Source organism: Bacillus paramycoides, from assembly GCF_001884235.1.
GTDB classification, from domain to species: Bacteria; Bacillota; Bacilli; order Bacillales; family Bacillaceae_G; genus Bacillus_A; species Bacillus_A paramycoides.
This window is the reverse complement of the sequence record NZ_MAOI01000079.1, coordinates 523,517-546,158: the sequence shown is the minus strand read 5'-3', so window position 1 is coordinate 546,158 and position 22,642 is coordinate 523,517. Positions and strand designations below refer to the sequence as shown.

At 34.1% G+C, this 22,642-nt stretch carries 19 protein-coding genes and 1 other annotated feature; of the genes, 17 read left to right on the top strand and 2 right to left on the bottom strand.

The window, feature by feature from the left end; translation table 11 throughout:
* The first annotated feature begins 101 nt into the window (after positions 1–101).
* The 7 genes from BAU28_RS18965 (at position 102) to BAU28_RS18935 (ending at position 6,889) form a co-directional block, all read left to right on the top strand.
* Positions 102–806 (top strand): response regulator transcription factor, encoded by a 705-nt coding sequence (locus BAU28_RS18965; RefSeq protein WP_071719552.1) that lies wholly within the window; start codon positions 102–104, stop codon positions 804–806.
* Positions 807–808: 2 nt separating this feature from the next.
* The gene (locus tag BAU28_RS18960) at positions 809–1,795 is read left to right on the top strand and encodes a sensor histidine kinase (protein ID WP_071719551.1); all 987 of its coding nucleotides are present in this window, start codon (positions 809–811) and stop codon (positions 1,793–1,795) included.
* 128 nt (positions 1,796–1,923) lie between these two features.
* Positions 1,924–2,694 carry an ABC transporter ATP-binding protein gene (locus tag BAU28_RS18955; RefSeq protein ID WP_071719550.1) on the top strand — a complete coding sequence of 257 codons (771 nt, stop codon included), beginning with the start codon at positions 1,924–1,926 and terminating at the stop codon, positions 2,692–2,694.
* Positions 2,669–4,606: an FtsX-like permease family protein gene (locus BAU28_RS18950; protein ID WP_071719549.1), complete on the top strand. Its 1,938-nt coding sequence runs from the start codon at positions 2,669–2,671 to the stop codon at positions 4,604–4,606. The genes BAU28_RS18955 and BAU28_RS18950 overlap by 26 nt, the downstream gene beginning before the upstream one ends.
* Positions 4,607–4,641: 35 nt before the next feature.
* Entirely contained in the window at positions 4,642–5,322 is a 681-nt protein-coding gene (locus BAU28_RS18945) for a lipoprotein BA_5634 family protein (RefSeq protein ID WP_071719548.1), read from the top strand.
* 216 nt (positions 5,323–5,538) lie between these two features.
* Positions 5,539–6,072, top strand: a complete 534-nt coding sequence (locus BAU28_RS18940) for an RNA polymerase sigma factor (RefSeq protein ID WP_071719547.1) — start codon at positions 5,539–5,541, stop codon at positions 6,070–6,072.
* Positions 6,062–6,889 (top strand): SH3 domain-containing protein, encoded by an 828-nt coding sequence (locus BAU28_RS18935; RefSeq protein ID WP_071719546.1) that lies wholly within the window; start codon positions 6,062–6,064, stop codon positions 6,887–6,889. Before BAU28_RS18940 ends, BAU28_RS18935 begins: the two co-directional genes overlap by 11 nt.
* 11 nt (positions 6,890–6,900) lie before the next feature.
* Here the strand turns inward: BAU28_RS18935 and BAU28_RS18930 are convergent, their stop codons facing one another.
* Positions 6,901–8,667 carry a peptidoglycan D,D-transpeptidase FtsI family protein gene (locus BAU28_RS18930; protein ID WP_071719545.1) on the bottom strand — a complete coding sequence of 589 codons (1,767 nt, stop codon included), beginning with the start codon at positions 8,665–8,667 and terminating at the stop codon, positions 6,901–6,903.
* 402 nt (positions 8,668–9,069) lie between these two features.
* Here BAU28_RS18930 and BAU28_RS18925 point away from each other — a divergent pair, with 402 nt between their 5' ends.
* Both BAU28_RS18925 and bla read left to right on the top strand, forming a co-directional pair.
* Positions 9,070–11,208 (top strand): peptidoglycan D,D-transpeptidase FtsI family protein, encoded by a 2,139-nt coding sequence (locus BAU28_RS18925; protein ID WP_071719544.1) that lies wholly within the window; start codon positions 9,070–9,072, stop codon positions 11,206–11,208.
* 277 nt (positions 11,209–11,485) lie between these two features.
* Positions 11,486–12,415 carry a class A beta-lactamase Bla1 gene (bla, locus tag BAU28_RS18920; RefSeq protein WP_400560112.1) on the top strand — a complete coding sequence of 310 codons (930 nt, stop codon included), beginning with the start codon at positions 11,486–11,488 and terminating at the stop codon, positions 12,413–12,415.
* Positions 12,416–12,739: 324 nt separating this feature from the next.
* On the opposite strand, the gene proC is transcribed toward bla, so the two are convergent.
* On the bottom strand, positions 12,740–13,561 hold the full coding sequence (gene proC / locus BAU28_RS18915; RefSeq protein WP_071719542.1) for a pyrroline-5-carboxylate reductase: 822 nt from the start codon (positions 13,559–13,561) through the stop codon (positions 12,740–12,742).
* A 481-nt stretch (positions 13,562–14,042) separates the two neighbouring features.
* Positions 14,043–14,253: a binding site (T-box leader), on the top strand.
* A 145-nt stretch (positions 14,254–14,398) separates the two neighbouring features.
* Here proC and proB point away from each other — a divergent pair.
* From proB to BAU28_RS18880, 8 genes are all read left to right on the top strand, one after another.
* A complete protein-coding gene (proB, locus tag BAU28_RS18910) occupies positions 14,399–15,502 on the top strand; it encodes a glutamate 5-kinase (protein WP_071719541.1) in 1,104 nt (367 codons plus the stop codon).
* Positions 15,503–15,678: 176 nt separating this feature from the next.
* Entirely contained in the window at positions 15,679–16,926 is a 1,248-nt protein-coding gene (locus BAU28_RS18905) for a glutamate-5-semialdehyde dehydrogenase (protein ID WP_071719540.1), read from the top strand.
* A gap of 385 nt (positions 16,927–17,311) precedes the next feature.
* Positions 17,312–17,563 (top strand): hypothetical protein, encoded by a 252-nt coding sequence (locus BAU28_RS18900; RefSeq protein WP_071719539.1) that lies wholly within the window; start codon positions 17,312–17,314, stop codon positions 17,561–17,563.
* A 185-nt stretch (positions 17,564–17,748) separates the two neighbouring features.
* Complete coding sequence (locus tag BAU28_RS18895; RefSeq protein WP_071719538.1) at positions 17,749–18,474, top strand: ABC transporter ATP-binding protein; 726 nt, start codon at positions 17,749–17,751, stop codon at positions 18,472–18,474.
* Positions 18,471–19,490, top strand: coding sequence for an ABC transporter permease (locus BAU28_RS18890; RefSeq protein ID WP_071719537.1), 1,020 nt, complete (start codon positions 18,471–18,473; stop codon positions 19,488–19,490). Before BAU28_RS18895 ends, BAU28_RS18890 begins: the two co-directional genes overlap by 4 nt.
* A gap of 24 nt (positions 19,491–19,514) precedes the next feature.
* Positions 19,515–20,168: a TetR/AcrR family transcriptional regulator gene (locus BAU28_RS18885; RefSeq protein WP_071719536.1), complete on the top strand. Its 654-nt coding sequence runs from the start codon at positions 19,515–19,517 to the stop codon at positions 20,166–20,168.
* 11 nt (positions 20,169–20,179) lie between these two features.
* A complete protein-coding gene (locus BAU28_RS30470; protein ID WP_165615172.1) occupies positions 20,180–20,338 on the top strand; it encodes a hypothetical protein in 159 nt (52 codons plus the stop codon).
* 1,146 nt (positions 20,339–21,484) lie between these two features.
* On the top strand, positions 21,485–22,630 hold the full coding sequence (locus BAU28_RS18880; protein WP_071719535.1) for an acyl-CoA dehydrogenase: 1,146 nt from the start codon (positions 21,485–21,487) through the stop codon (positions 22,628–22,630).
* The last annotated feature ends 12 nt before the right edge of the window (positions 22,631–22,642 follow it).

Below are 22,642 nucleotides of genomic sequence, written 5' to 3'. Positions count from 1 at the left end.
CCGACATTTATCTCCCACCTATTTGCTGGTGCCATCACACCCTTATCCAAACGGGGAAGGGAGTCTTCTGTCGGAAAAGATAAATAAAAGGAGCTTAATATATGTATAAAATTATGATTGTAGAAGATGACCAAAAAATTTCTAAATTACTTCAATCCCATATTAATAAGTACGGATATGAAGGGAATATTACAGAGGATTTTGAAAATGTTTTAGATAACTTTGTGAAAATTCAACCTGATTTAGTTTTATTAGATGTAAATTTGCCTAGTTTTGATGGTTTTTACTGGTGCCGACAAATTAGAACGCTCTCAACTTGTCCCATTATATTTATATCAGCGCGTAATGGAGAGATGGAGCAAGTTATGGCACTTGAACATGGTGCCGACGATTATATCACTAAACCGTTTCATTATGAAGTTGTAATGGCAAAAATCCGAAGTCATCTTCGAAGAATCTACGGGGAATATGCACCTAAAGCGGAAGAAAGAGTTGTTCAGCAATCTGGTTTAATACTTTATCCAGAAAAAATGGAATTAAAGCTAAATGATAGCATGTGTATTCTATCTAAAAAAGAAACTGTTTTACTAGAAACTCTCTTACGACAATCTCCTAGTATGGTTAGCCGAGAAAAAATCTTAGAAAAACTTTGGGATGACTATACGTATGTGGATGATAATACTTTAAGTGTAAATGTTACACGTGTCCGAAAAAAATTAGAAGAAATCGGAATAAAAAATGCATTAGAAACAGTTCGTGGTGCTGGATATCGTTTGAAAATAACTTGGAAGAATGATGAGGTATAATAATGAATTTATTTTTACGTGAACATCTCCCTTTCATCTGTTTCTCAATTATTCAGCTATTTGTCGTTTTAACTGTTTATTGGCTGGATGGATATAATCACTTATCTACTGCATTATATAGTGTGTTTTTAGGAGGATGCTTTTTAATTGGGTATTTAGTTTATCGCTATTATAGCCATCGTAGATTTTATAAAAAATTATCCACTCCTTCAGAAACATTAGAGGAATCCTTAGAAGAACTGGATTTTACTCCATTATCAGTTGCACTTCAGCGAGTATTGGAAACACAATATAGTCAATATCATCAACAGTTAAAGACTTGGGAGTATAAACAAAAAGAACACCTTACATTTATTAATCAATGGGTGCATCAGATGAAAACGCCTTTATCAGTTATTGAACTGATCACACAAGAAGAGAATGGAGAGGCTTTTGAAAGTATTGTAGAAGAAGTAGATCAAATGCAGTATGGATTAGAAATGGTCTTATATATGGCGCGATTACAAACGTTTGAACAAGATTTTTATGTGGAAAGAGTTTTGTTACAGGAAATCGTTCAAGAAGTAATCCGTGAAAATAAACGTCTGTTTATCCGTAGCTATGTATATCCAGAAGTAAAAGTAAAACAAACTATTATGGTAGAAACCGATAGAAAGTGGCTTCGGTTTGTTATTCATCAAGTTATATCCAATGCCATTAAGTATTCAGCAGGAAGTAGAAAAAACGTTACTATTACTACATTAGAAAAAGAGCGCTCTGTAATCCTTGAAATACAAGATCATGGTGTTGGAATTCCAAAAGAAGACCTTCCGAGAGTGTTCCGCCCATTTTATACGGGAATAAACGGTCGGAAATTTAAGGAATCTACTGGGATGGGATTATATCTTGTGAAAAATATTATAAAAAGATTGGAACATCATATTGAAATAGAGTCGGAAGTAGGAAAAGGAACAACAATCCGTATCATTTTCCCTTATGCAAATCGTTAGAAAGTCATTTGTTTTGACTTTTCAGAAATCTTACAGACCTGTTAGATACATGAAAGGTTAATCGATATGAGAAGAAGGGAACCTTAGATAAACTTAGGTTATCAAAAGATAATAAGGAGCAAAATGATATGGAAATATTAAAAGTTTGTGAACTGAGTAAAATCTATACAGGAAAGGTATCTTATGAAGCACTCTCCGACATTAATTTGAGTGTAAAAAAAGGGGAGTTTGTAGGAATAATGGGACCATCAGGAAGTGGGAAAACTACTTTGTTGAACATGGTTTCTACTATTGATTCTCCCACATCAGGAGAAATATTGATTAATGGAGAAAATCCATATCAATTATCTCAAAATGAACTGGCATTATTTCGAAGACGTGCATTAGGTTTTGTGTTTCAAGCATTCAATCTTCTTACAACATTAACTGTAAAAGAAAATATTGTTCTTCCTCTGACGTTAGATGGCACAAATGTTGAGGATATGAATCAGCGTGTAGAAGGTATTGCAGAAAAATTAGGCATTCAAGATATATTAAATAAAAGAACATATGAAATATCGGGCGGACAAGCACAAAGAACAGCCATTGCACGTGCTCTGATTCATAAACCAAAATTACTACTTGCAGATGAGCCGACGGGAAACTTAGATTCAAAAGCGGCTAATGATGTAATGGAATTATTAAAACGATTAAATAAAGAACAAGATGCAACAATGATGCTAGTTACGCACGATCCAGTGGCTGCAAGTTATTGTGATCGCGTTGTATTTATTAAAGACGGAAAATTGTATAACGAAATTTATAACGGAGAAAACCAACAAATGTTTTATCAAAAAATTATAGATGTACTTGCATTACTAGGAGGTCGTAAGCATGACTTTTCAAAGATTCGCTTTTAATAATATTATTCGAAATAAGCGGACTTATGCTGCGCACTTTCTAAGTAGCTCATTTTCAGTTATGGTTTTTTTCACATATTCACTCTTACTTTTTCATCCTGATTTACAAGGAGAACTAGTCTCCACGAGTAAAACAATGAGTCTTTTAGGAACAATGGGGATGCGAATATCCCAATATCTCATTTTTGTATTTTCATTCTTCTTTCTTTTATATTCAGTGAGTTCTTTTTTAAAAACAAGAAAAAAAGAATTTGGAATTTTAATCATGCATGGTATGACGCCGGCGCAGTTAAATAAATTAATTTTTTTAGAAAATATGTTAATCGGAATCGTATCTATTACGTTTGGTATCTTAGTTGGATTGATATTTGCGAAACTCAATTTATTAGCAAGTGAAAATATATTAGCGATTGATAATGGGCTTCCTTTTTACATTCCTATAAAAGCTGTCTTTATGACAACTGGCGCATTTTTGATTCTGTTCCTAGTCATTTCGTTGTTTACTTCTAAGATGGTAAAAGGAAACAAGTTGATTGATCTGATGAAATCAGAGGAAAAGCCAAAACCAGAGCCAAAGGCATCAAAAGGATTAGCATTCCTTTCCGTAATCTTCATTGGATTAGGGTATGGATGTGTATTCTATTTCGTACTAGAAAGAAACTTCATTATGCCTTACTTACTTGGAGGGGTAGTCCTTGTAGTGATAGGGACGTATTTTCTATTTTCTCAGTTGAGCGTGTATGTAATACGCGTCTTGAAGAAAAAAGACAAAGTGTTTTTTAATAAAACAAACCTTCTTACTATATCTGAATTGGCTTATCGTATGAAGGATAATGCAACTATGTTCTTTATGCTAGCGACCGTTTCTGCTGTGGCCTTCACAGGGATTGGTACATGCCTAGCAATGGGAAATAAGGGATTAACCGAAATGACCAATCCATTTGCATTTACCTATACCTCGTTAGGAGAGAATCCACAAGAAGAAGAGCACATTTCAGAAATAAAAAAACAACTCACTCGCTCAAATTTCTCTTATCAGGTAGGGGTTACGAATCCTAAATTTACGGAAAATAATTTAGTGCTAATCAAAGTATCAGAGTATAACAAGTTTGCAAAAATTTTCGGGTATGAAATGGAAAAGATTGATAATGATCAAGAAGCGATCATAGTACCATCAATCGTTTCGCAAAAAGAAAAGTATGCAAGAGGAAAAGATATTCCTGAGAAAATAGATGTAGTACAGGAAAATATGGAGATGTCCCTTCGGGTCAAAAAGGCAGTCCCTTATATAGTTCTCCCAAATACAATTGGAGCTATTATTGTTGTTTCGGATTCTTTGTACGAAAAAATCCCTAACAGAAAGACGGAAGATGATTCTTACGTAATGAAAAGTCAATATGGATTTGTGGTGGAAGATTGGGAAAAATCAAGAGCGGTTACCAAAAAATTAGAAGCAACAATGGGTAATAATAATTTGGTGGAAGCACATCATTATTTTGAAGCATTGTATTCTGAATGGATTTCTTCGAAACAAAAGAATGGTATTTTACTTATCGTCAGTGTATTAGTAGGTATCGTATTCTTTACGTTTGCAGCCAGCCTATTATATTTCCGACTATATGCAGATTTAGAAAGGGAACAACAACAATATGAAATGATTGCGAAGGTCGGTCTAAGTAGAAGAGAGCTAAAGAAAATCGTAACGCGTCAGCTTATGTTAATGTTCTTCTTGCCTTTAATTATAGCGATTATTCATAGTGGTGTCGCTTTTATAGCCTTGCAACAGCTAATTGACTTCTCTGTTTTAAAGATGTCCATTTTAATTATACTAGCCTTTATATCCATTCAAAGTGTGTACTTTTTCACTGTCCGTTGGCGTTATTTACAACGGTTATATAAAAAAATCATGTAGCGTATTGATAAAACAAGCAAAGAGGAGAAAAAGAAATGAAAAAAGTAATGAAAGTGTGTATGGCAGGAATTGTATCTATTTCTATGTTAGGAGCTTGTTCTTTTGGAAAGAAAGAAGAACCAAGGAATGCCGCTTTATTGATTGGGGAAGAGCAATCATTAAAAGAAATAGTAAATCAACATAAAAGTGAAATTAAGACCAACGCTTTATATAAAGTGAAAAAAGCAGAAAGTGGTGGCAAACAAGTATTAATTATGGATCAAAAAACTGCGGAGAAAATGGTTGAGATAGGTGTGTTGAGAGAATCAGATAATGATAATGAAGTATGGAGTTCAGACCCAATTAAGTCAGTACCTTCAGTTCCAAAAGGTAAAGCTGTATTACTAGCTAGTAAGAAAAATAAAAAAATTAAGGAATTAACAATTAATGAAAAGAAAATAGATGTGCAGTATGCTAGCGATACTTGGTTTGGTCACTATCGTAATTCAAATTATGAGGAACTGATTGTAATTGTAGACAAAGCTACATTCAATCAAATTCCTGTAAATGAAACATCAATGGAGATTCTTCATTTTAATAAATCGTATGGTGAAGATAGACCATACAACGAAGATGATGTTAAGGCTGTACAAGCAGAAACGGAATGGAAAAAACTCACTAAAACTATGGGGAGTCAAGTAGATGTATTAGATCCAGTCTCTATTATAAAAAAATAATGAAACATATTTAATACAGAAAAACCAGGGTGATTTTAAGAATTTATCCTGGTTTTTTTCATTATATCTCCCATCTTTACATTTTTTAAGAAAGAGTTTTCTATCGAAAAAAGATAATTAATGGAACAAATGAAACTTGCATCATGTCTATATATTGAAACCATAATAAAAGTGAGGGCAGTTTTATGTTTATTCAAATAAGTTTGAGGTGTGGAAATGGAACAGAAGTTTATTGAAAAGCGTAATCATGATGAGATTGACTATGTTATAAAAGACTATTGGCAAGATGTATGGAATTATTCATTTATTATTACGAAAGATCCACACTTATCAGATGACATAACACAGGATGTATTTATAAAGGTTTTTAAACATTGGCATTCATTTCGAAAGGAGTCATCTATTAAAACGTGGATATTAAAAATTACAAGAAATACTGCAATAAACTATTTGAAATCCTCCTATTTTAAAAGGATATCTTTAATAGGATTTTTTAGTGACGATAAGCAATCTTTGTCGGCGGAACAAGAATTTTTTAAGCAAGAGGAAATGAATGATGTGTGGGAGGTTGTATTAAAACTACCTAAAAAACACCGTGAAATACTAATATTGGACGCAAAATATGAATTATCTTATGAAGAAATGGCTGAAACATTAGGAGTGTCAATTGGAACTGTAAAATCTAGATTAAGCCGAGCGAGAAGTAAGGTTTCAAAATTAATAGGGGAGGGTAGAAGTGATGAACAGTAAAAAAAATCCTGACTGGTATAGCAAATTAAAAAATGGACCAATGGAGAATCGTAAAGATGAAGAAGAATTTATTTATAAAATAAAGCAATCGATATACCAAAATAGTGAAGTAGATTCTGTAACACACAAGAGACCATTTCGTAAAAAAGCATTGCCTATTGTAGTTGTTTTGGCTTGTACAATGTTATTTTTTATTATTCAACAACCTTGGCTTAATGATAATAAATCACCGGTACAAAGTAGTACTCAAATTAAGCCTAAAACAAAAGATGAGTCTGCTCAAGATCCTTCATTAAAACAATTTATGAATGATTTATATCGAACTACAGATTTAAAAAATGAAAATGACCTGTATAGAGCGTTAAATGATGAAGTTCTATTTAAAGGAAGGATTTATAAGAGGGATGAATTGAAGTTTGATGAAGATATTTTTCATGAGTTGCAAGTTGCTCTTACAATGGGAGGAGAATTTGTGAATGATACAAAGCAAGTATACAAAGTACCAAGTGGATTAACAGAAAGTGATCAGTCAAAGCAAGCGCATTATATATATGCAACTGTTACTGGAAACAAAACGAAAATTTTAGCTGAACCAAAACGAGAATCACAAGTTTTATATGAAGTATCTAATGAAATGGTAAAAGCTTGGATTCCAGAAAAAGTGCAGAATGATGGATATATAAAAATATCGACAATTAACGGTAATACTGGGTATGTACAAAAAGAGTATGTTTTAACTGATATTAAATATTCATTCATGTTCGAAAAGGATCATGAAGGCATATGGAAAATAATGAATATAGATTCTATATGGTAAAAGAGGAAGGTTCACTTTAATGAACCTTCCTTTTTGTTTTTATTTTCTTTTTGAAGAGTATTCCAGGACTCTAAAATTTTTGCTGTAACGAGAGCAGCAATATTTTTTTCTGAATTACTACCAGGAATAACGACAGAAATAGCAATTTGTGGATCTTCGGTAGGAGCATATGCAATGAAAAGAGAATGATTTATCATTCTATCTTGCTCATTCGGAGAACCTGTAATACCCGTTTTACCTGCGACATGAAAGGGTAAGTTTTTAATCTCCTCTATATTTTGACTCATTCCACCTTGCACGACACTCCAAAATTTCATAGGATAACGATTTGAACTTTCTAAGATTGGTTTAAACTTTTTTGTTTCCTTACCGTCTTGACCAATAATAGCACTTACGATTTGAGGTTTATATTTATCACCTTTACTTGCCAAAGTTGCTGCATATTGAGCAAGTTGAAGAGGGGTGTGTATTTCATTTCCTCCCCAAGAGGCATTTAATAAAGCAGAGATTCCATTTTCAAACTTACTAGATGGATGAAATTCATATTGTCCATCTTCTTCAAAGGGTAAATCAATCCCAGTTTTAGAACGAAGGCCGAATTGCATTAAATAATCTGTCCATATATGTGCCACTTTTTCTATATTCCCATTATTTTGGTTGAATAAGGGCAGAGCTACTTTTGCTGTCATAAATGTGTTAGATGAATTAATGATAGCCTGCCTCGGTGTAATCTCACCTGTTGGCGTTCCAGGTGCATTCGTAATGTTATTTTGATTATCATACTGAAAACTACCTTTATCTAAATAAGTATCTTCAGGTTGAAAAAGCTTTTCATTTAATCCAATTAAAATAGTAAGTGGCTTTATAGTAGAGGCCATATTTATATAAGATTTACCATACTTTAATTTTTGAATTGCTTTATTTTGCGAAAGTGATTTAATGTTTTCTTTTTTAGATGATACATGTGTATGTAATGTATTTGGATCAAAAACTGCCGAGTTGGCCATAGTTAAAATTGCGCCAGTTTTTACATCGGTTACTACAACATAGCCAGCATTAGCATCAGGTATTTTCTTAATTTGAGATCTTAATGCTTCTTCTGTTTTTTGCTGCAACTTAGAGTCTAAAGCTAGCCTGACATCTTTTCCTTTTTGTACTTTTTGAATGTTCCATAAGAACTTTTTATTATTCATTTTAAAAATCAGAGTTTTTCCTGGTTTTCCTTTTAAATCATTTTCATATTGAAGCTCAACGCCACTTTTCCCAACAGGTCCATACTTAGAATTAAGGTCATTTTCTACATACCCAATTACCTGTGAACCAATTTCGTGTTTGGGATAATATCGAATCAATTCATCATTGATTATTACATTATTGGGTTTGTTCTTGTTTATGAATGCAAGTTCATTCTCATTTATGTCAGAGTATAACGGTATATCATTCATAGTCTGCTTTTTACAAGATTGTTGTAATTGCGATTTTATGTCCTCTGTAGAAATATCATGTTGAAACTCGCTTGAAAATTGATTGAAAAAAGCTAATGTATTTGATGTATCTTGATTCGATAGCTTTTCATCATTAGAAGTGCAATATAGAGATTTAACTTTCTTATTTGTAGCTAGTATTACACCATTTTGATCAAGAATTTTTCCTCTTTCAGCTGAAGAAGTTGCGATAGTAATTGAAATGAAATTGATTTTTAATAAAATTAGTAAAATCAAACCTACAATAGAAAGAACCGCTAAAGATCTCCATCTTTTTATTTTTGTATGTAACATAAAACCCTCCCTTTTTTAGCTTATTTCATCTTATAGTTAATTATTTTTTTTGTAAATGTGGAACAACTTTATTATTTAGGTTGTCTATTAAGTATTACAGCATGAAGAAAGGAACAATCAGTATGAAAAGTTACTAGCAAGTTTATGTGTAAGTTTAACATGAGTCATTATACAGTTTAGCATTTCTAATGCAAGCGACAAAAAAATAGAGAGAAAAACAGGAAAGGAGATTTATCAATTACGCGGCTAAACGAAAAGGAATTGACGCTTACAAGGATTTAGAAAAAAAGATAAGACACTATTTATAACTGAATGGTGGTTGCTAATATATAGGGAACGTATTTAGTATATTTATTTACTAAGTATTAGTGAAGAGTTCCGGAAGAATTATATGGAGGATTTATGAAAAAACAAAAAGAAAAGAAGCAGAAGACATATATATCTATTCGATTAAATATAATGTTCCTTTGCATATTTGTACTCTTCTCAGCTATTATTATGCAGCTAGGAAAAGTACAAATCGTTGAGGGAGAGGCTTATAAGAACCAAGTGGAAAACAGTCAAAATGAAACAACTAGTATACCAGTTCCACGTGGACAAATTCTAGATCGAGAAGGGAAAACAGTCGTTAATAATAAATCTCTTCGCACAATTACGTATACAAGGGTGAAGGGGATTACGAGTGAAGATATTTTAAAAACAGCAAAAGACTTGGCGAAAGTACTTGAAATGCCCGAACAAGATATAAATAAATTAACCGATATCGATAAAAAAGATTTCTGGATGCAGTTGAATACGAAGCGTGCGGAGACAAAGATTACTAAAAAAGATATAGAAAAGTTTAAAGAAAAGGGAATAGAGGGAAAAGAGTTAGATAAAAAAATTGAAGACTTAAGACGAAGTCGCGTTACAGAAGTAGAATTGGCAGAATTAACAGCACAAGATTTAAAGGTGTTAGCTATTAAAAGTAAAATGAGTTCGGGTTATCAACTGACACCACAAATTATTAAAAAAGATGTAACAGATGAAGAGTATGCACGGATAAGTGAAAGGCTTGCGGAGTTCCCGGGAGTAGATGCAACGGTTGATTGGGAACGTAATTATGTAAATGGTAATTTATTTCGTTCTGTGTTAGGTAATATTACAAGCAGTGAAGAAGGATTACCGAAAGAAAACTTAGATTCTTATTTGGTACGTGGATATAACCGTAATGATCGTGTAGGAAAAAGTTATATTGAACAACGATATGAAGATGTATTACACGGTACAAAAGAAGAAGTGAAAAACATTACTGATAAATCAGGAAACATTATAAACACAGAAATAATCTCTAAAGGAAAAAGTGGTAATAGTTTAACATTAACGATTGATATGGAATTACAAAAGAAAGTGGAAGAAAGTATAGAGAAAAATTTGAGAGCTTTTAAGAGTTCAGAGCCACTGTTAGATCGAGCTTTTGTCGTCATGATGAATCCAAATAATGGGCAGATTTTATCTATGGCAGGCAAAAAGATTGTAGAAAAAGAAGGGAAAGTAGAGATTGAGGATCTGGCACTAGGTAACATGACAACTTCGTATGAACTAGGATCAGCTGTAAAAGGCGCTACTTTATTAACTGGATACGAGACAGGGGCAATACAGCCAGGAGATCAATTTTATGACGCACCGATGAAATTTAAAGGTACACAAGCTAAGAAATCATGGAATGTATCCGGATTTGGTAATATTAACGATTTACGAGCTTTACAAGTATCTTCGAATGTATATATGTTCCAGACAGCATTAAAAATTGCGGGGGTTAATTACGTACCAAATGGTTCATTGGATATTAAACAAGAAGCATTTGATAAAATGCGCTATTATTTTAAACAATTCGGTTTAGGTGTCCCAACAGGTATTGATTTACCGAATGAAATAATTGGACAAACGAGAAAAGTAGATAGTCAACCTGGATTTTTACTAGATTTTTCTATCGGTCAGTATGATACTTATACGCCGTTGCAATTGGCACAATATATTTCAACTATTGCAAATGGAGGTTATAGAATGCAACCCCAAATCGTACAAGAAATACGAGCGCAATCAATAAAAGAAGAAGAGGTTGGCAAAGTTATACGCTCTATAGAGCCTGTCGTATTAAATCGAATTGATATGAAGAAAGAACATATTGATCGAGTAAAAGAGGGCTTTAGATGGGTATTTCAAGAAGGTGATGGAACTGGCGTGAAGTATTTCAAAAATGCTCCATACAAGCCAGCAGGAAAGACGGGAACAGCTCAAACTGTATATGGTGGAGATGATCCAATTGGTAGAAATGCAAAAGGTGAACGTATGGAATGTTATAACTTAACATTAGTTGGATATGCCCCATATGATAATCCAGAAGTAGCATTTTCTGTAGTAGTCCCATGGCTTCATAATGATAAAAGTGGAATTAATTCTGTAATTGGAAAGGAAGTTTTAGATGTATACTTTGATTTAAAAAAGCAACGTATACATGGTGAAGCTACTAGTACAGATAGCCCTAATCAAAAGCAGTAAAATTTGTGCACTTTTCTTAAGGGGAGAGCCCCTGTTTATATAAAAGTCTTTCTAAGTTAGAGAAAAAGTTAGATTTGAAATAAGAAATAGCAGCTATCATAGTTGCTATTTCTTATTGTTGTTAATACCTCTGCTACTATTTAAAAAGTTTTTTGAATGAATGGAACAAACTTGTTACTTAGGGTGTCTATTATATGTACGTATAAAAACAGGTGTTCAAATGGGATACAGTGTAATGAATTTAATATTTGTTTTCAGTATTAAAAATTTGAAAGGAATGATATTTTTGAAAAACAAGAGGATGCTAAAAATAGGGATTTGTGCTGGCATATTAGGCTTAGGTCTTTCAAGCCTAGAAATTTTTACAGGAGGGTCATTGCAAGTTGAAGCGAAAGAAAAGACAGGACAAGTTAAACATAAAAATCATGCGACTTATAAAGAATTCTCTCAACTTGAGAAAAAATTTGATGCTCGATTAGGCGTGTATGCTATTGATACTGGTACAAATCGAACAATTGCTTATCGACCTAATGAGCGGTTTGCCTATGCATCAACCTACAAGGCGCTAGCTGCAGGAGTATTGCTACAGCAAAACCCAATTAATAAATTAAATGAAGTCATCACCTATACGAAAGAAGACTTAGTGGAATATTCACCCATTACAGAGAAACATGTAGATACAGGCATGAAACTTGGGGAAATAGCAGAGGCTGCTGTTCGTTCCAGTGATAATACTGCAGGGAACCTTTTGTTTAATAAAATAGGTGGACCTAAAGGATATGAAAAAGCGCTTAGACAGATCGGTGATCGAGTTACAATGGCTGAACGCTTTGAGACAGAGTTAAACGAGGCTACTCCAGGAGACATTCGTGATACAAGTACAGCCAAAACACTTGCTACCAACCTTAAGGATTTTACGGTCGGAAATGCGCTTCCAGCTGACAAACGGAAAATTCTTACAGATTGGATGAAAGGAAATGCTACAGGAGACAAACTTATCCGTGCTGGTGTACCAACCGACTGGGAAGTTGGAGATAAATCTGGAGCTGGAAGTTATGGGACACGAAATGACATTGCTATCGTTTGGCCGCCGAATAGAGCACCTATTATCATCGCAATTCTATCCAGTAGAGATGAGAAAGAGGCTACCTATAATAATGAACTAATTGCGCAGGCTGCTGAAGTTGTAACCAATGCTCTTAGGTAATAAACTCTCAGTTTTTTCATTTCATTACCCAATGTAATCAAAAGCATAAAATTAGAAAACCGACTCTTTTTCGTGTGAAATGAATCGGTTTTTGTATTTAGGCAGAATCTTATGAGGGAAATAAGTAGGGAAGACTAGAGGTAAAAAAAGACATGTAATTAGGAAGGTATAAAATTATTTAAGAATAATAAAAATAAAACGGACAATCTCAAGTAAGTATGAATTTGTCCGTTTTATTTACTACTGATAATAAGGGATTATCTAAAGCAAATGTGAATATGGTCTACAACTATTTCAAGGTATACACAATTGTGCAATTTTATCTTAATTGTTTTCCGTTAAACTAGATAATTCAGCAGATTTTTGAGTACAACGTTTCATAGCTGAAATGATGGCTGTTCTCAAGCCTTTTTCTTCTAATGTTGCTACAGCCTCTATTGTCGTTCCACCTGGAGAACAAACCATATCTTTCAATGCACCTGGGTGTATTCCTGTCTCTAGTACCATTTTTGCAGAACCTAATACAGCCTGGGCTGCGAATTTATATGCTTGATTTCTTGGCATACCATCCAGTACAGCAGCATCTGCCATGGCTTCTATAAACATATATATATAGGCTGGCGAAGAACCACTTACAGAAGTTACAACATCCATTAATTTTTCATTTACTATCTCTGTCTGGCCAAAACTATTAAAAATGTTTAGTATATCTTCTAAATCTTTTTCTTTAACCATTTCATTAGGACATAATGCAGACATTCCTTCGCCAACAAGAGCTGGTGTATTAGGCATTACTCTTACAATCCTTAACTTTCTACCAAAAGCATTCTCAGTACTCATAATGCTTTTTCCTGCAGCGATAGTTACGACTATTACATCGTTTTTTATTTGCTCTTTTATTTCGTTAATTACTGATAAATATAGGTCTGGCTTGATTGACAAAACTAAGATGTCAGCATTTTTAGCTACCTCATTGTTGTCAGTAGTTATAGTTATGCCATATTTTTCACTAGCTTTCTTTAAATTAGTAACGTTTAAATCTGAACAAATTATTTTATCTGAAGACACTATATTTTTGTTTATCATCCCGCCGATCATAGCCATCCCCATATTTCCGCATCCGATGAATCCAATTTGTTTGTCCATAATAACTCGATCTTGCTCCTTTTATAATCAATTTTATCGGTTTGAAATTATTATTCTGAAAAAGTTAAATAATATCCCATACAATATAAAGAAATATTTTAAGAGAGTGTAGTCCTTTTTGCAATACTAAAAATAAAGAAATTAATTTTATTTGAAACTATATAAGTACATGCAGTATAATTTAATCTTTTGTATTGTCTATACTTGAAAACATCAAAAATCGTGTTTGATAATAGCAATACATTCTATTATTTGCATAAGGAATTAGGAGAAGTATAGGGTTTTTGACATGACTAGTTCTATGTGTTGCATGCTAGAAGGCTGTATGTTGATGAATAAACGATAAGGTATAGTTAAATCCACATTTTTAAGAAATGGTGATGTTCATAATTTTATACTAACAACTTGTCGCTCTAGTAATTTTTAAAAATATCTCTTGACACAAAAACAAACTATATCGCATAATATATAAAAATTAAATTGAAAATCGTTGAAGGGAAATAGTACATATGTCTTCTTGCGAAAGAGAGTGGAATTCACCGGCTGAAAGATTCCTCGTATAGAATGTATCGAACCTATCCCTGAGTCTTAAATGAAAGTTTAGGCGTACGCCTGCGTTATAGGCGCCAAGTGGATATCTATGTATATCAATTAAGGTGGTACCGCGGAACAATGACCGTTTCGTCCTTTTTATTTTATTAAGGGCGAAGCGGTCATTTTTATTTTGCTCTTTCATACGCTAGGTTCAGCATTGGTGAGAATAGAAATCGCTGCAAGCTGTATGAATAGAAGTGTAATTTATAAAAAACTTTGATTTTAGACTTGGGGGATACAAAAGTGAAAAAACAACGAATTGTTGTAAAGATTGGGAGCAGTTCTTTGGCAGATAGTCATGGAGGCATCTCTAAAGAACAACTTTCAGATCACGTCGCCGCATTGGCACGACTGAAACAGGATGGGCATGAAGTTTTGTTAATTACATCAGGGGCCATCGCTGCAGGTTTTTCTGCACTAGGATATCCAAGCAGACCTGTGACAATTAAAGGGAAACAGGCTGCAGCAGCTGTCGGACAAAGTTTGTTAATGCAGGCATACACGGAGGAATTCCTTAAATATGATATCGTTACCGCGCAACTTTTACTAACGAGAAGTGATTTTTCTAGAAAAGAACAATACAGTAATGCTTATGCTACTTTAGGGGAGCTACTAAACCGTTCCGCTCTTCCTATAATCAATGAAAATGATTCTATTTCTTTAGAGGAGTTGACTTTTGGTGATAATGATATGCTGTCAGCTTTAGTAAGTGGGCTTGTTTCGGCGGATATGCTCATGATTTTTACGGATGTGAACGGTTTATATGACCAGAATCCCCAGAAAAATGCGGACGCGAAAAAATATTATTTCCTCCCTGAGGTTACGAAAGAAATCGCTTCTCTTGCTGGTGATGCTGGCTCAAAACTGGGAACTGGCGGTATGAAATCGAAAATCGATGCTGCAAAGACGGCAATTTCTCTTGGGGTGAGTGTATTTATCGGGACAGGTCGTGGACATGAGAAGTTTTTAGATGTTTTGAAGGGGAAAGGTGATGGAACGTATATCGGTAATGCCCCTCAAAAAGTGATTAAGATGAATAAGCAGTGGATCGCGTTACATTCGCTTGTCAGTGGACAAATCGAAGTGGATGCTGGAGCAGCCGCTGCCATCATTCAGCATGGAAAGAGTCTTCTTCCTGCTGGTGTTACTAGTGTGTCTGGGTTCTTCCAAGCAGGCGAAGTTGTGGAGGTCGTAACGCAACAAGGGTGCGTAATAGGGAAAGGGCAATGCAGATATAGTGCAGAGGAACTAAGGGATCTAAAAGGTATGCAGAGCCAAGACATTCAAGCGCGATGTGAAAGGCATAGCTATGAAGTCATCCATAGGGATAATTGGGTTTCATTTTAAGAATAGAGTGGACTCATCCAAGTGTAGAGCGTAGAGTCGACCGTTATAAATCTGACTATAAATCTTCAATAAATTCAACGCATATCTAGGCAGGAAAGGTTTAGATGAAAGTGCTTTGCTGGAGTTAAACGGGTCTCAAATTTTACCTATTAATCTTTAAAAAGGAGGAAATGAAAATGAATGAAGTGTTGGAAAAAGGACAAAAAGCAAAGAAGATTGCTAGAGAACTTGTGCTCAAATCTACAGATCAAAAAAACGAAGCGCTTGTCGCGATTGCTGATCAATTGATAATAGAAACAGCTTATATTTTAGAGGAGAACAAAAGGGATATTGAAGGAGGTAAGGCAAAAGGATTTTCTGCTTCTCTCCTTGATCGCCTTATGCTGAATGAACAGCGTATTATTGATATGACAGAGGGTATCAAGCAACTAATTGATTTGCGTGATCCTGTTGGAGAATGTGTAAGTGCATGGGAAAGGGCCAATGGATTATCTATTCAGGAGATGCGCGTACCACTAGGTGTTGTCGGGATGATATACGAGGCGCGGCCAAATGTGACGGTAGATGCGGCCACAATTTGCTTAAAAACAGGAAATGCAGTGATCTTGCGTGGTAGTTCTTCCGCTACGTATTCTAACAAAGCCATCGTGGCTGTTATTCACCGAGCGCTCAAAAAAACGAGCTTACCTCCAGAAAGTGTACAGCTCATAGAAGATACGTCACGAGATAGCGCTAAGCAGCTATTTACATTAATCGAGTACTTGGATGTTCTAATCCCAAGAGGTGGCAAACAGTTAATAGATACTGTAGTGAGAGAAGCGTCTGTTCCAGTACTAGAAACAGGTGCGGGAAATTGTCACGTTTTCATTGATGAAACAGCAGATAAACAAATGGCATTTGATATTATCATAAACGCCAAAACGCAGCGTCCATCTGTATGTAATGCAATTGAAACGATTATACTTCATGAAAATTGGGCGCAGCGATTTGGTAGCGTACTGTTTTCTTCCTTGAAGGAAAGAGGAGTAGAACTACGTGGAGATAATAAAGTATTGGCAATTGATTCTTCTATTATACCGGCTTCAGAAGAAGACTGGGGAACAGAATTTTTATCTCTCACGCTGGCAGTCAAAGTGGTTTCCTCTGTCGAAGAAGCAATTAATCACATAAATACTTATGGATCCATGCATTCTGAAGCGATTATTACAGAGGATGAGGAAAGCGTCAGCAAATTTTTTACATCCGTCGATGCCGCGGCACTCTACCATAATGCTTCGACCCGTTTTACTGATGGCTTTGAATTTGGATTCGGCGCAGAAATCGGCATCAGTACCCAAAAGCTACACGTAAGAGGACCAATGGGGCTTCCTGCATTGACTTCTACAAAATATGTGATTCGTGGAAATGGACAGATTCGGAGATAAGAATTATAAGAAAAGAGAAAAAGCGCCATGCCTATTAAGCTAACAAGACAGGTTGAGACCAAATTGAATAGAATAGGATGAAGGTTTTTAAATTGATAACAATTAATAGAAAAAGGACCGGAATACGGTCCTTTTTTTGTTTTTTATCGAAGCATTCTGCTCGTGAAAATCTTTTAATAAAAGGGTATGTTAATTATTAAGTAAAGATACTTTTACTTTAGTACAAGTTTCTATTACAAATTTGTTAAAATTTTTCCACGCTACATAAAGTAACAAAATTTGACCTAATGAGTTTGTTATAGTGTAAATAATCAAAAAACTCAAAAATTAGTCGAGTTAAAATGGTTATTATTAAACGATATTAAAAATATAAAGGGGTGTACACATGCATAAAGAATTTGAAATTGAAGAATATACGGCAATTGAGGAACAAATCCATTATTATTGTAAATGTTTATTGGTAAGTCATCCTGAACAAATTGTAAAATATTTAGAAAAAAGATTAGAAAAGTATTCGGAAACATTACAATATGCACATTTATATCCTGAAACGGTTATTTTACCAATACAGCAATTAATTATCGAATATTCTTTAGATGTAGCTAGAATTAGAAAATATATGAATTTAAAAACATAGATAAAAAGTAATGGTTCAAAATGAAACAGAGTCGACTTTAAGAAAAATTATTCTAATGTCGACTCTGTTTCATTGTGTAGTTGTTGGCCAAAAATAAATAGTAATGAATTAAGTTTGACATATAACAACTCGAGAGTAAAATAAAAGTGAGTACTCACTCATTTTATGGAAAAGGGGGATTTTGAGTGCAGCAACCTTCAATTATTTTACGAGATGTATCAAAGAAATTTGGAAAAAAAGAAGTTTTGCACAATCTTTCGTTGCAAGTAGAGAAAGCGGAAATTTTTGGATTGGTTGGACCTTCCGGATCAGGGAAAACGACGCTTATTAAAATGATTGCAGGTATTAATGAGTCAACTACAGGGGATGTAATTGTTTTCAATACAAACATGCCTAATTTAAATGAAATGAAAAGAATTGGTTATATGGCTCAGGCTGATGCATTATATGAAGAACTATCGGCATATGAAAATGCAGATTTTATTGCAACGATGTATGGGTTAAAAGGTAAGCGTAAGAAAGAGAGAATCGAAGAGGTTTTTGAACTTGTACAATTATCACAGCATATGAAAAAGCAAGTACAGCATTTTTCAGGTGGAATGAAAAAGCGATTATCATTGGCGATAGCACTCCTTCATGAACCAGAAATATTAATTTTAGATGAGCCAACAGTTGGGATAGATCCGCTTCTTCGAAACTCAATTTGGGAGAAGTTTTATGATCTTAAAAAGAAAGGCACAACCATTATTGTAACAACGCACATTATGGATGAAGCTGAGTTTTGCGAACGTCTAGGGTTAATAAGAGAAGGGGATTTAGTTGCGATTGGCACACCCGAGGAATTGAAAAAACAAACATCATCTGGACGAATTGAAGATGTCTTTTTGTTAGAAGGAGTGATTGAATCATGAGAGTTAATGGTGTAATTATCCGTATCATTCGTCAATTTTTTCGAGATAAACGTTCTTTAGCAATGATGTTTGGGGCACCAATGTTATTACTTTGGTTATTGTCTCTAGTATTTACACAAAAAGACTATATACCGCATATTGCTGTAGTAGATGTGCCTGCTCCTATAGTAAAGGCGATGAAGAATCAAGAAGCATCAATTTATGAATATAGTAAAGAGAAAGCAATTTCGGAATTAGAAAAGCAAAAGGTAGATGCAGTAATTCATTTAGAGAATGGAAAAATGAATCTTCTGTTAGAAGGCAGTGATTCATCAAAAAATCGTGCTGTACTTCAAGTATTGCAAAAAAGTACAGAGAAAAACGATGTATCAATTATGAAGCCTGAAATTAATTATTTACATGGATCTAAAGACTTTACGATGTTTGATGGGCTGGGTCCCGTATTAATCGGTTTCTTTACATTTTTCTTTGTATTCATATTGTCAGGAGTATCTTTTGTAAGAGAACGTTTAAGTGGTACATTAGAGAGATTATTGTCCACACCAGTGAGAAGGTGGGAAATAGTTGTAGGATATATTATTGGTTTTGGAATCTTTGCATTTATACAATCTATCATTATCGTAAGTTTTTCAGTTTATATTTTAGACTTATACGTAGCCGGCTCTATATGGCTAACGCTACTTATTACGTGTATGCTATCTTTAACTGCACTAACGTTAGGCACGTTTTTATCGGCATACGCAAATAATGAATTCCAAATGATCCAGTTTATCCCGCTTGTTATCGTACCGCAAGTCTTCTTTTCTGGGTTGTTTCCAATTGAATCTATGAATAAGTGGTTACAAATGTTAGGGAAATTATTTCCCCTCACATATGGTGCTGACGCAATGAGACAAGTGATGATTCGAAATCAAGGATTTAAAGAGATTGCAGTAGATCTTACTGTATTACTTCTTTTTTCACTAGTATTTGCAGTAGGAAATGTATTTGCTTTAAAGAAACATCGTAAAATATAATGACGACAAAAAGGAGCTTTATAAATGAAGAAGGATTGGCTTGAGGAATTGATTGCTGCAACAAATACTGATAAAAAAAATGAACGTCAAATGCGTATATTAGAGGCAGCTGTTGATATGTTTGGAGAAAAAGGGTACGCTTCAACCTCAACAAGTGAAATTGCAAAGCGAGCTGGTGTAGCGGAGGGAACAATCTTCCGCTACTATAAAACGAAAAAAGATTTATTGTTAGCGGTCGTAATGCCAACTTTAACAAAGTTCGCTGCACCATTTTTCGTACAAGCTTTTGCAAAAGAAATATTTAAAACTAATTATGAATCATATGAAGGACTTTTAAGAGTAGTAATTAATAATAGATTTGAATTTGCCAAAAAGCACTTTCCAATGATAAAAATATTAATTCAAGAAGTACCATTTCAACCAGAACTAAAAAGTGAAATACAACAATTAGTGGAAACAGAACTACTTTCACATTTTAAAAAGTTAATTGTGAAGTTTCAAGAAGATGGGAAAATTATTGAAATACCACCATCTTCCGTAGTACGTCTTACTTTATCAGCTGTACTAGGATTACTCTTAACTCGATTTTTATTATTGCCTGAAGAGAAATGGGACGATGAAGTGGAAATTGAAAATACGATTCAATTTATATTATACGGATTAACACCGCGGAGGTAATAAAATAAATCATGCAAAATCTTCCGATTGTTCAAGTTGCTCAAAGGAATGAATTACTATCAGGGCCGGTTAATACACACATACCGTTAACTCTTCTAGGAAATTTAAAATCAAGCTATAATAGAACGTTAACGGCTCTATGGCTATCTGATTACACTGGAGTAGTCTAGGACTTTCAATTAAACATTATAATATGGTATAAGAACTACAAAAGAAACACAAAATTTAAGGCGATCGATTTAAAATCGATTGCCTTTTTTCTATTTCAGAAAAGAGGCGTAACGTAATATTGGCTAAGTTAAACGAGTTAAAACAATAAATCACAACAATAGACTACAGGATGAATTAACATAAGGACTCAGTGTTAATCGGAGAACGTTCTGTGGGTGCTGTAAAAAATAGCGGGCTTTATCGCTTTCAAAAGCGAAAACGTTGATAGTTTTCTAGCAGAAGAGCAGAAGTAAGTATGCACACAGTTTATGAATTTAAGTGGATTAACTTTAAGGTAATATACGGAGTAATAAAGGTTCTTTTACACGATATGAAATGAAATCGAAAAAAATCGATTAAATTAAAAGTTAAAATAGGTGATTAAGAAAATAGATTGTCGAATTTTATTACTCGTGAACATTTGTATAAATGTCTATTAACAATCGCGCATTTTAAAACGTTAAAAATTAATTGAAATATGAATGTCATTTTAATTTTAAACCTGATTAAAGATCTATATTTATGACATATAACAAAGTGAAGGATTAAGAATTAGGATGTAATGTTGCTAATGCAGAAGGTAGTGTTTAAAAATTATAGGAAGAATTTTTATTAGTTATTAAAGCATACGCCGCGCTATTTATCAAATTGAAATGTATGTGAGCTTATTTTTAGGTATGATAAAACACAGCTTTAAAATGTATGAGCATATGCTAGAAGAACTTTATAAATATGCAGAGAAGCGAAAAACAGTTAGCAGTTTGATTACCATATTAAAATCGTAGGCAATACGGTTTGATGAAAAGTATTTATTAAAATAAACATATTTCGAATCACATCCTGAGGTGTTAGTGAAAATCTTTGATTCGGGAAAAAATAGAGATTATTAAACAAAAAAATACATAATTCGACATAAAACCACCTATGTTGTTGTAGAACAATGTAGGAATTTTTTTGTGCATTAGTACAGAATCTGTTTTAAAATTGAGTTATGACAGAATTGTAGCAATTGTCTAACTAATTTTTTTGTCTTTTAAGTAGTAATGTTTGTAGTACAAACTCGCACGCTGTCGAAACTCAATATTCGATAAGGGGTGTGTAGCGGAATGGAATTTACTCTAACTCGCGAAAAACAAATGATTAAAGAAATGGTACGTGACTTTGCTGAAAAGGAAATCGCACCGAAGGCTGTATATTATGACAAAACTGCGGAATTTCCATATGAAACATTTCAAAAAATGGGCGAACTAGGATTATTAGGCATCCCATTCCCAGAAGAGTATGGAGGTTCAGGCGGCGATACAGTATCGTACGCGTTAGCAGTTGAAGAAATTGGTCGTGCTTGTGGTGGGACAGGTTTAAGCTACGCTGCAACAATTTCATTAGGAGCTTCTCCAATTTATTATTTCGGTACAGAAGAACAAAAGCAAAAGTATTTAGTTCCAATGGCATCAGGTAAAACATTAGGTGCTTTCGGATTAACGGAGCCAAACGCTGGATCTGATGCAGGAGGCACACAGACGAAAGCAATTTTAGATGGCGATGAATATGTAATTAGTGGCGAAAAGTGTTGGATTACAAATGCAGAGTATGCAAATACAATCATTGTAACCGCTATCAATGGTGTTGAAGAGAATGGTAAAAAACGTATTTCTGCATTCATTGTACCGACTACTAGTGAAGGATTAACGATTTCAAGTCCTTACGATAAGATGGGCGTTCGCGCTTCTAATACTTGTGAAATCGTACTTGATGGTGTGCGTGTACCGAAAGAAAATATACTTGGTGATGTAAACAAAGGATTTAAACAATTCTTATATACACTTGATGGAGGGCGTATTTCAATTGCAGCATTAGCAGTAGGTATTGCACAATCAGCATTTGAACGTGCACTGCAATATGCGAAAGAACGTCAACAATTTGGAAAAACAATTTCTAATTTCCAAGCGATTCAATTTAAATTGGCTGATATGGCGACTGAAGTGGAATTAGCGCGTAATTTAGTACATAAAGCAGCTTGGTTAAAAGATAATGATAAACCTTTCGGTAAAGAAGCGGCTATGGCAAAACTGTTTGCCTCTGAAGCAGCAAGTCGTATAGCGAATCAAGCAGTACAGATTCATGGTGGATATGGTTATATGCGTGAATATGAAGTTGAACGTCATATTCGTGATGCAAAACTATTAGAAATTGGTGAAGGAACTTCTGAAATTCAACGTCTCGTAATCGCAAGACATTTAGGATGTAGATAAAAAGGAGGGATC

Excerpts from the sequence above, each read along its gene's own strand:
- BAU28_RS18965 (WP_071719552.1), top strand. The coding sequence starts at position 102 with ATGTATAAAATTATGATTGTAGAAGATGACCAAAAAATTTCTAAATTA.
- BAU28_RS18960 (WP_071719551.1), top strand. The coding sequence starts at position 809 with ATGAATTTATTTTTACGTGAACATCTCCCTTTCATCTGTTTCTCAATT.
- BAU28_RS18955 (WP_071719550.1), top strand. The coding sequence starts at position 1,924 with ATGGAAATATTAAAAGTTTGTGAACTGAGTAAAATCTATACAGGAAAG.
- BAU28_RS18950 (WP_071719549.1), top strand. The coding sequence starts at position 2,669 with ATGACTTTTCAAAGATTCGCTTTTAATAATATTATTCGAAATAAGCGG.
- BAU28_RS18945 (WP_071719548.1), top strand. The coding sequence starts at position 4,642 with ATGAAAAAAGTAATGAAAGTGTGTATGGCAGGAATTGTATCTATTTCT.
- BAU28_RS18940 (WP_071719547.1), top strand. The coding sequence starts at position 5,539 with ATGGAACAGAAGTTTATTGAAAAGCGTAATCATGATGAGATTGACTAT.
- BAU28_RS18935 (WP_071719546.1), top strand. The coding sequence starts at position 6,062 with ATGAACAGTAAAAAAAATCCTGACTGGTATAGCAAATTAAAAAATGGA.
- BAU28_RS18930 (WP_071719545.1), bottom strand. The coding sequence starts at position 8,667 with ATGTTACATACAAAAATAAAAAGATGGAGATCTTTAGCGGTTCTTTCT.
- BAU28_RS18925 (WP_071719544.1), top strand. The coding sequence starts at position 9,070 with ATGAAAAAACAAAAAGAAAAGAAGCAGAAGACATATATATCTATTCGA.
- bla (WP_400560112.1), top strand. The coding sequence starts at position 11,486 with ATGATATTTTTGAAAAACAAGAGGATGCTAAAAATAGGGATTTGTGCT.
- proC (WP_071719542.1), bottom strand. The coding sequence starts at position 13,561 with ATGGACAAACAAATTGGATTCATCGGATGCGGAAATATGGGGATGGCT.
- BAU28_RS18905 (WP_071719540.1), top strand. The coding sequence starts at position 15,679 with ATGAATGAAGTGTTGGAAAAAGGACAAAAAGCAAAGAAGATTGCTAGA.
- BAU28_RS18900 (WP_071719539.1), top strand. The coding sequence starts at position 17,312 with ATGCATAAAGAATTTGAAATTGAAGAATATACGGCAATTGAGGAACAA.
- BAU28_RS18890 (WP_071719537.1), top strand. The coding sequence starts at position 18,471 with ATGAGAGTTAATGGTGTAATTATCCGTATCATTCGTCAATTTTTTCGA.
- BAU28_RS18885 (WP_071719536.1), top strand. The coding sequence starts at position 19,515 with ATGAAGAAGGATTGGCTTGAGGAATTGATTGCTGCAACAAATACTGAT.
- BAU28_RS30470 (WP_165615172.1), top strand. The coding sequence starts at position 20,180 with ATGCAAAATCTTCCGATTGTTCAAGTTGCTCAAAGGAATGAATTACTA.
- BAU28_RS18880 (WP_071719535.1), top strand. The coding sequence starts at position 21,485 with ATGGAATTTACTCTAACTCGCGAAAAACAAATGATTAAAGAAATGGTA.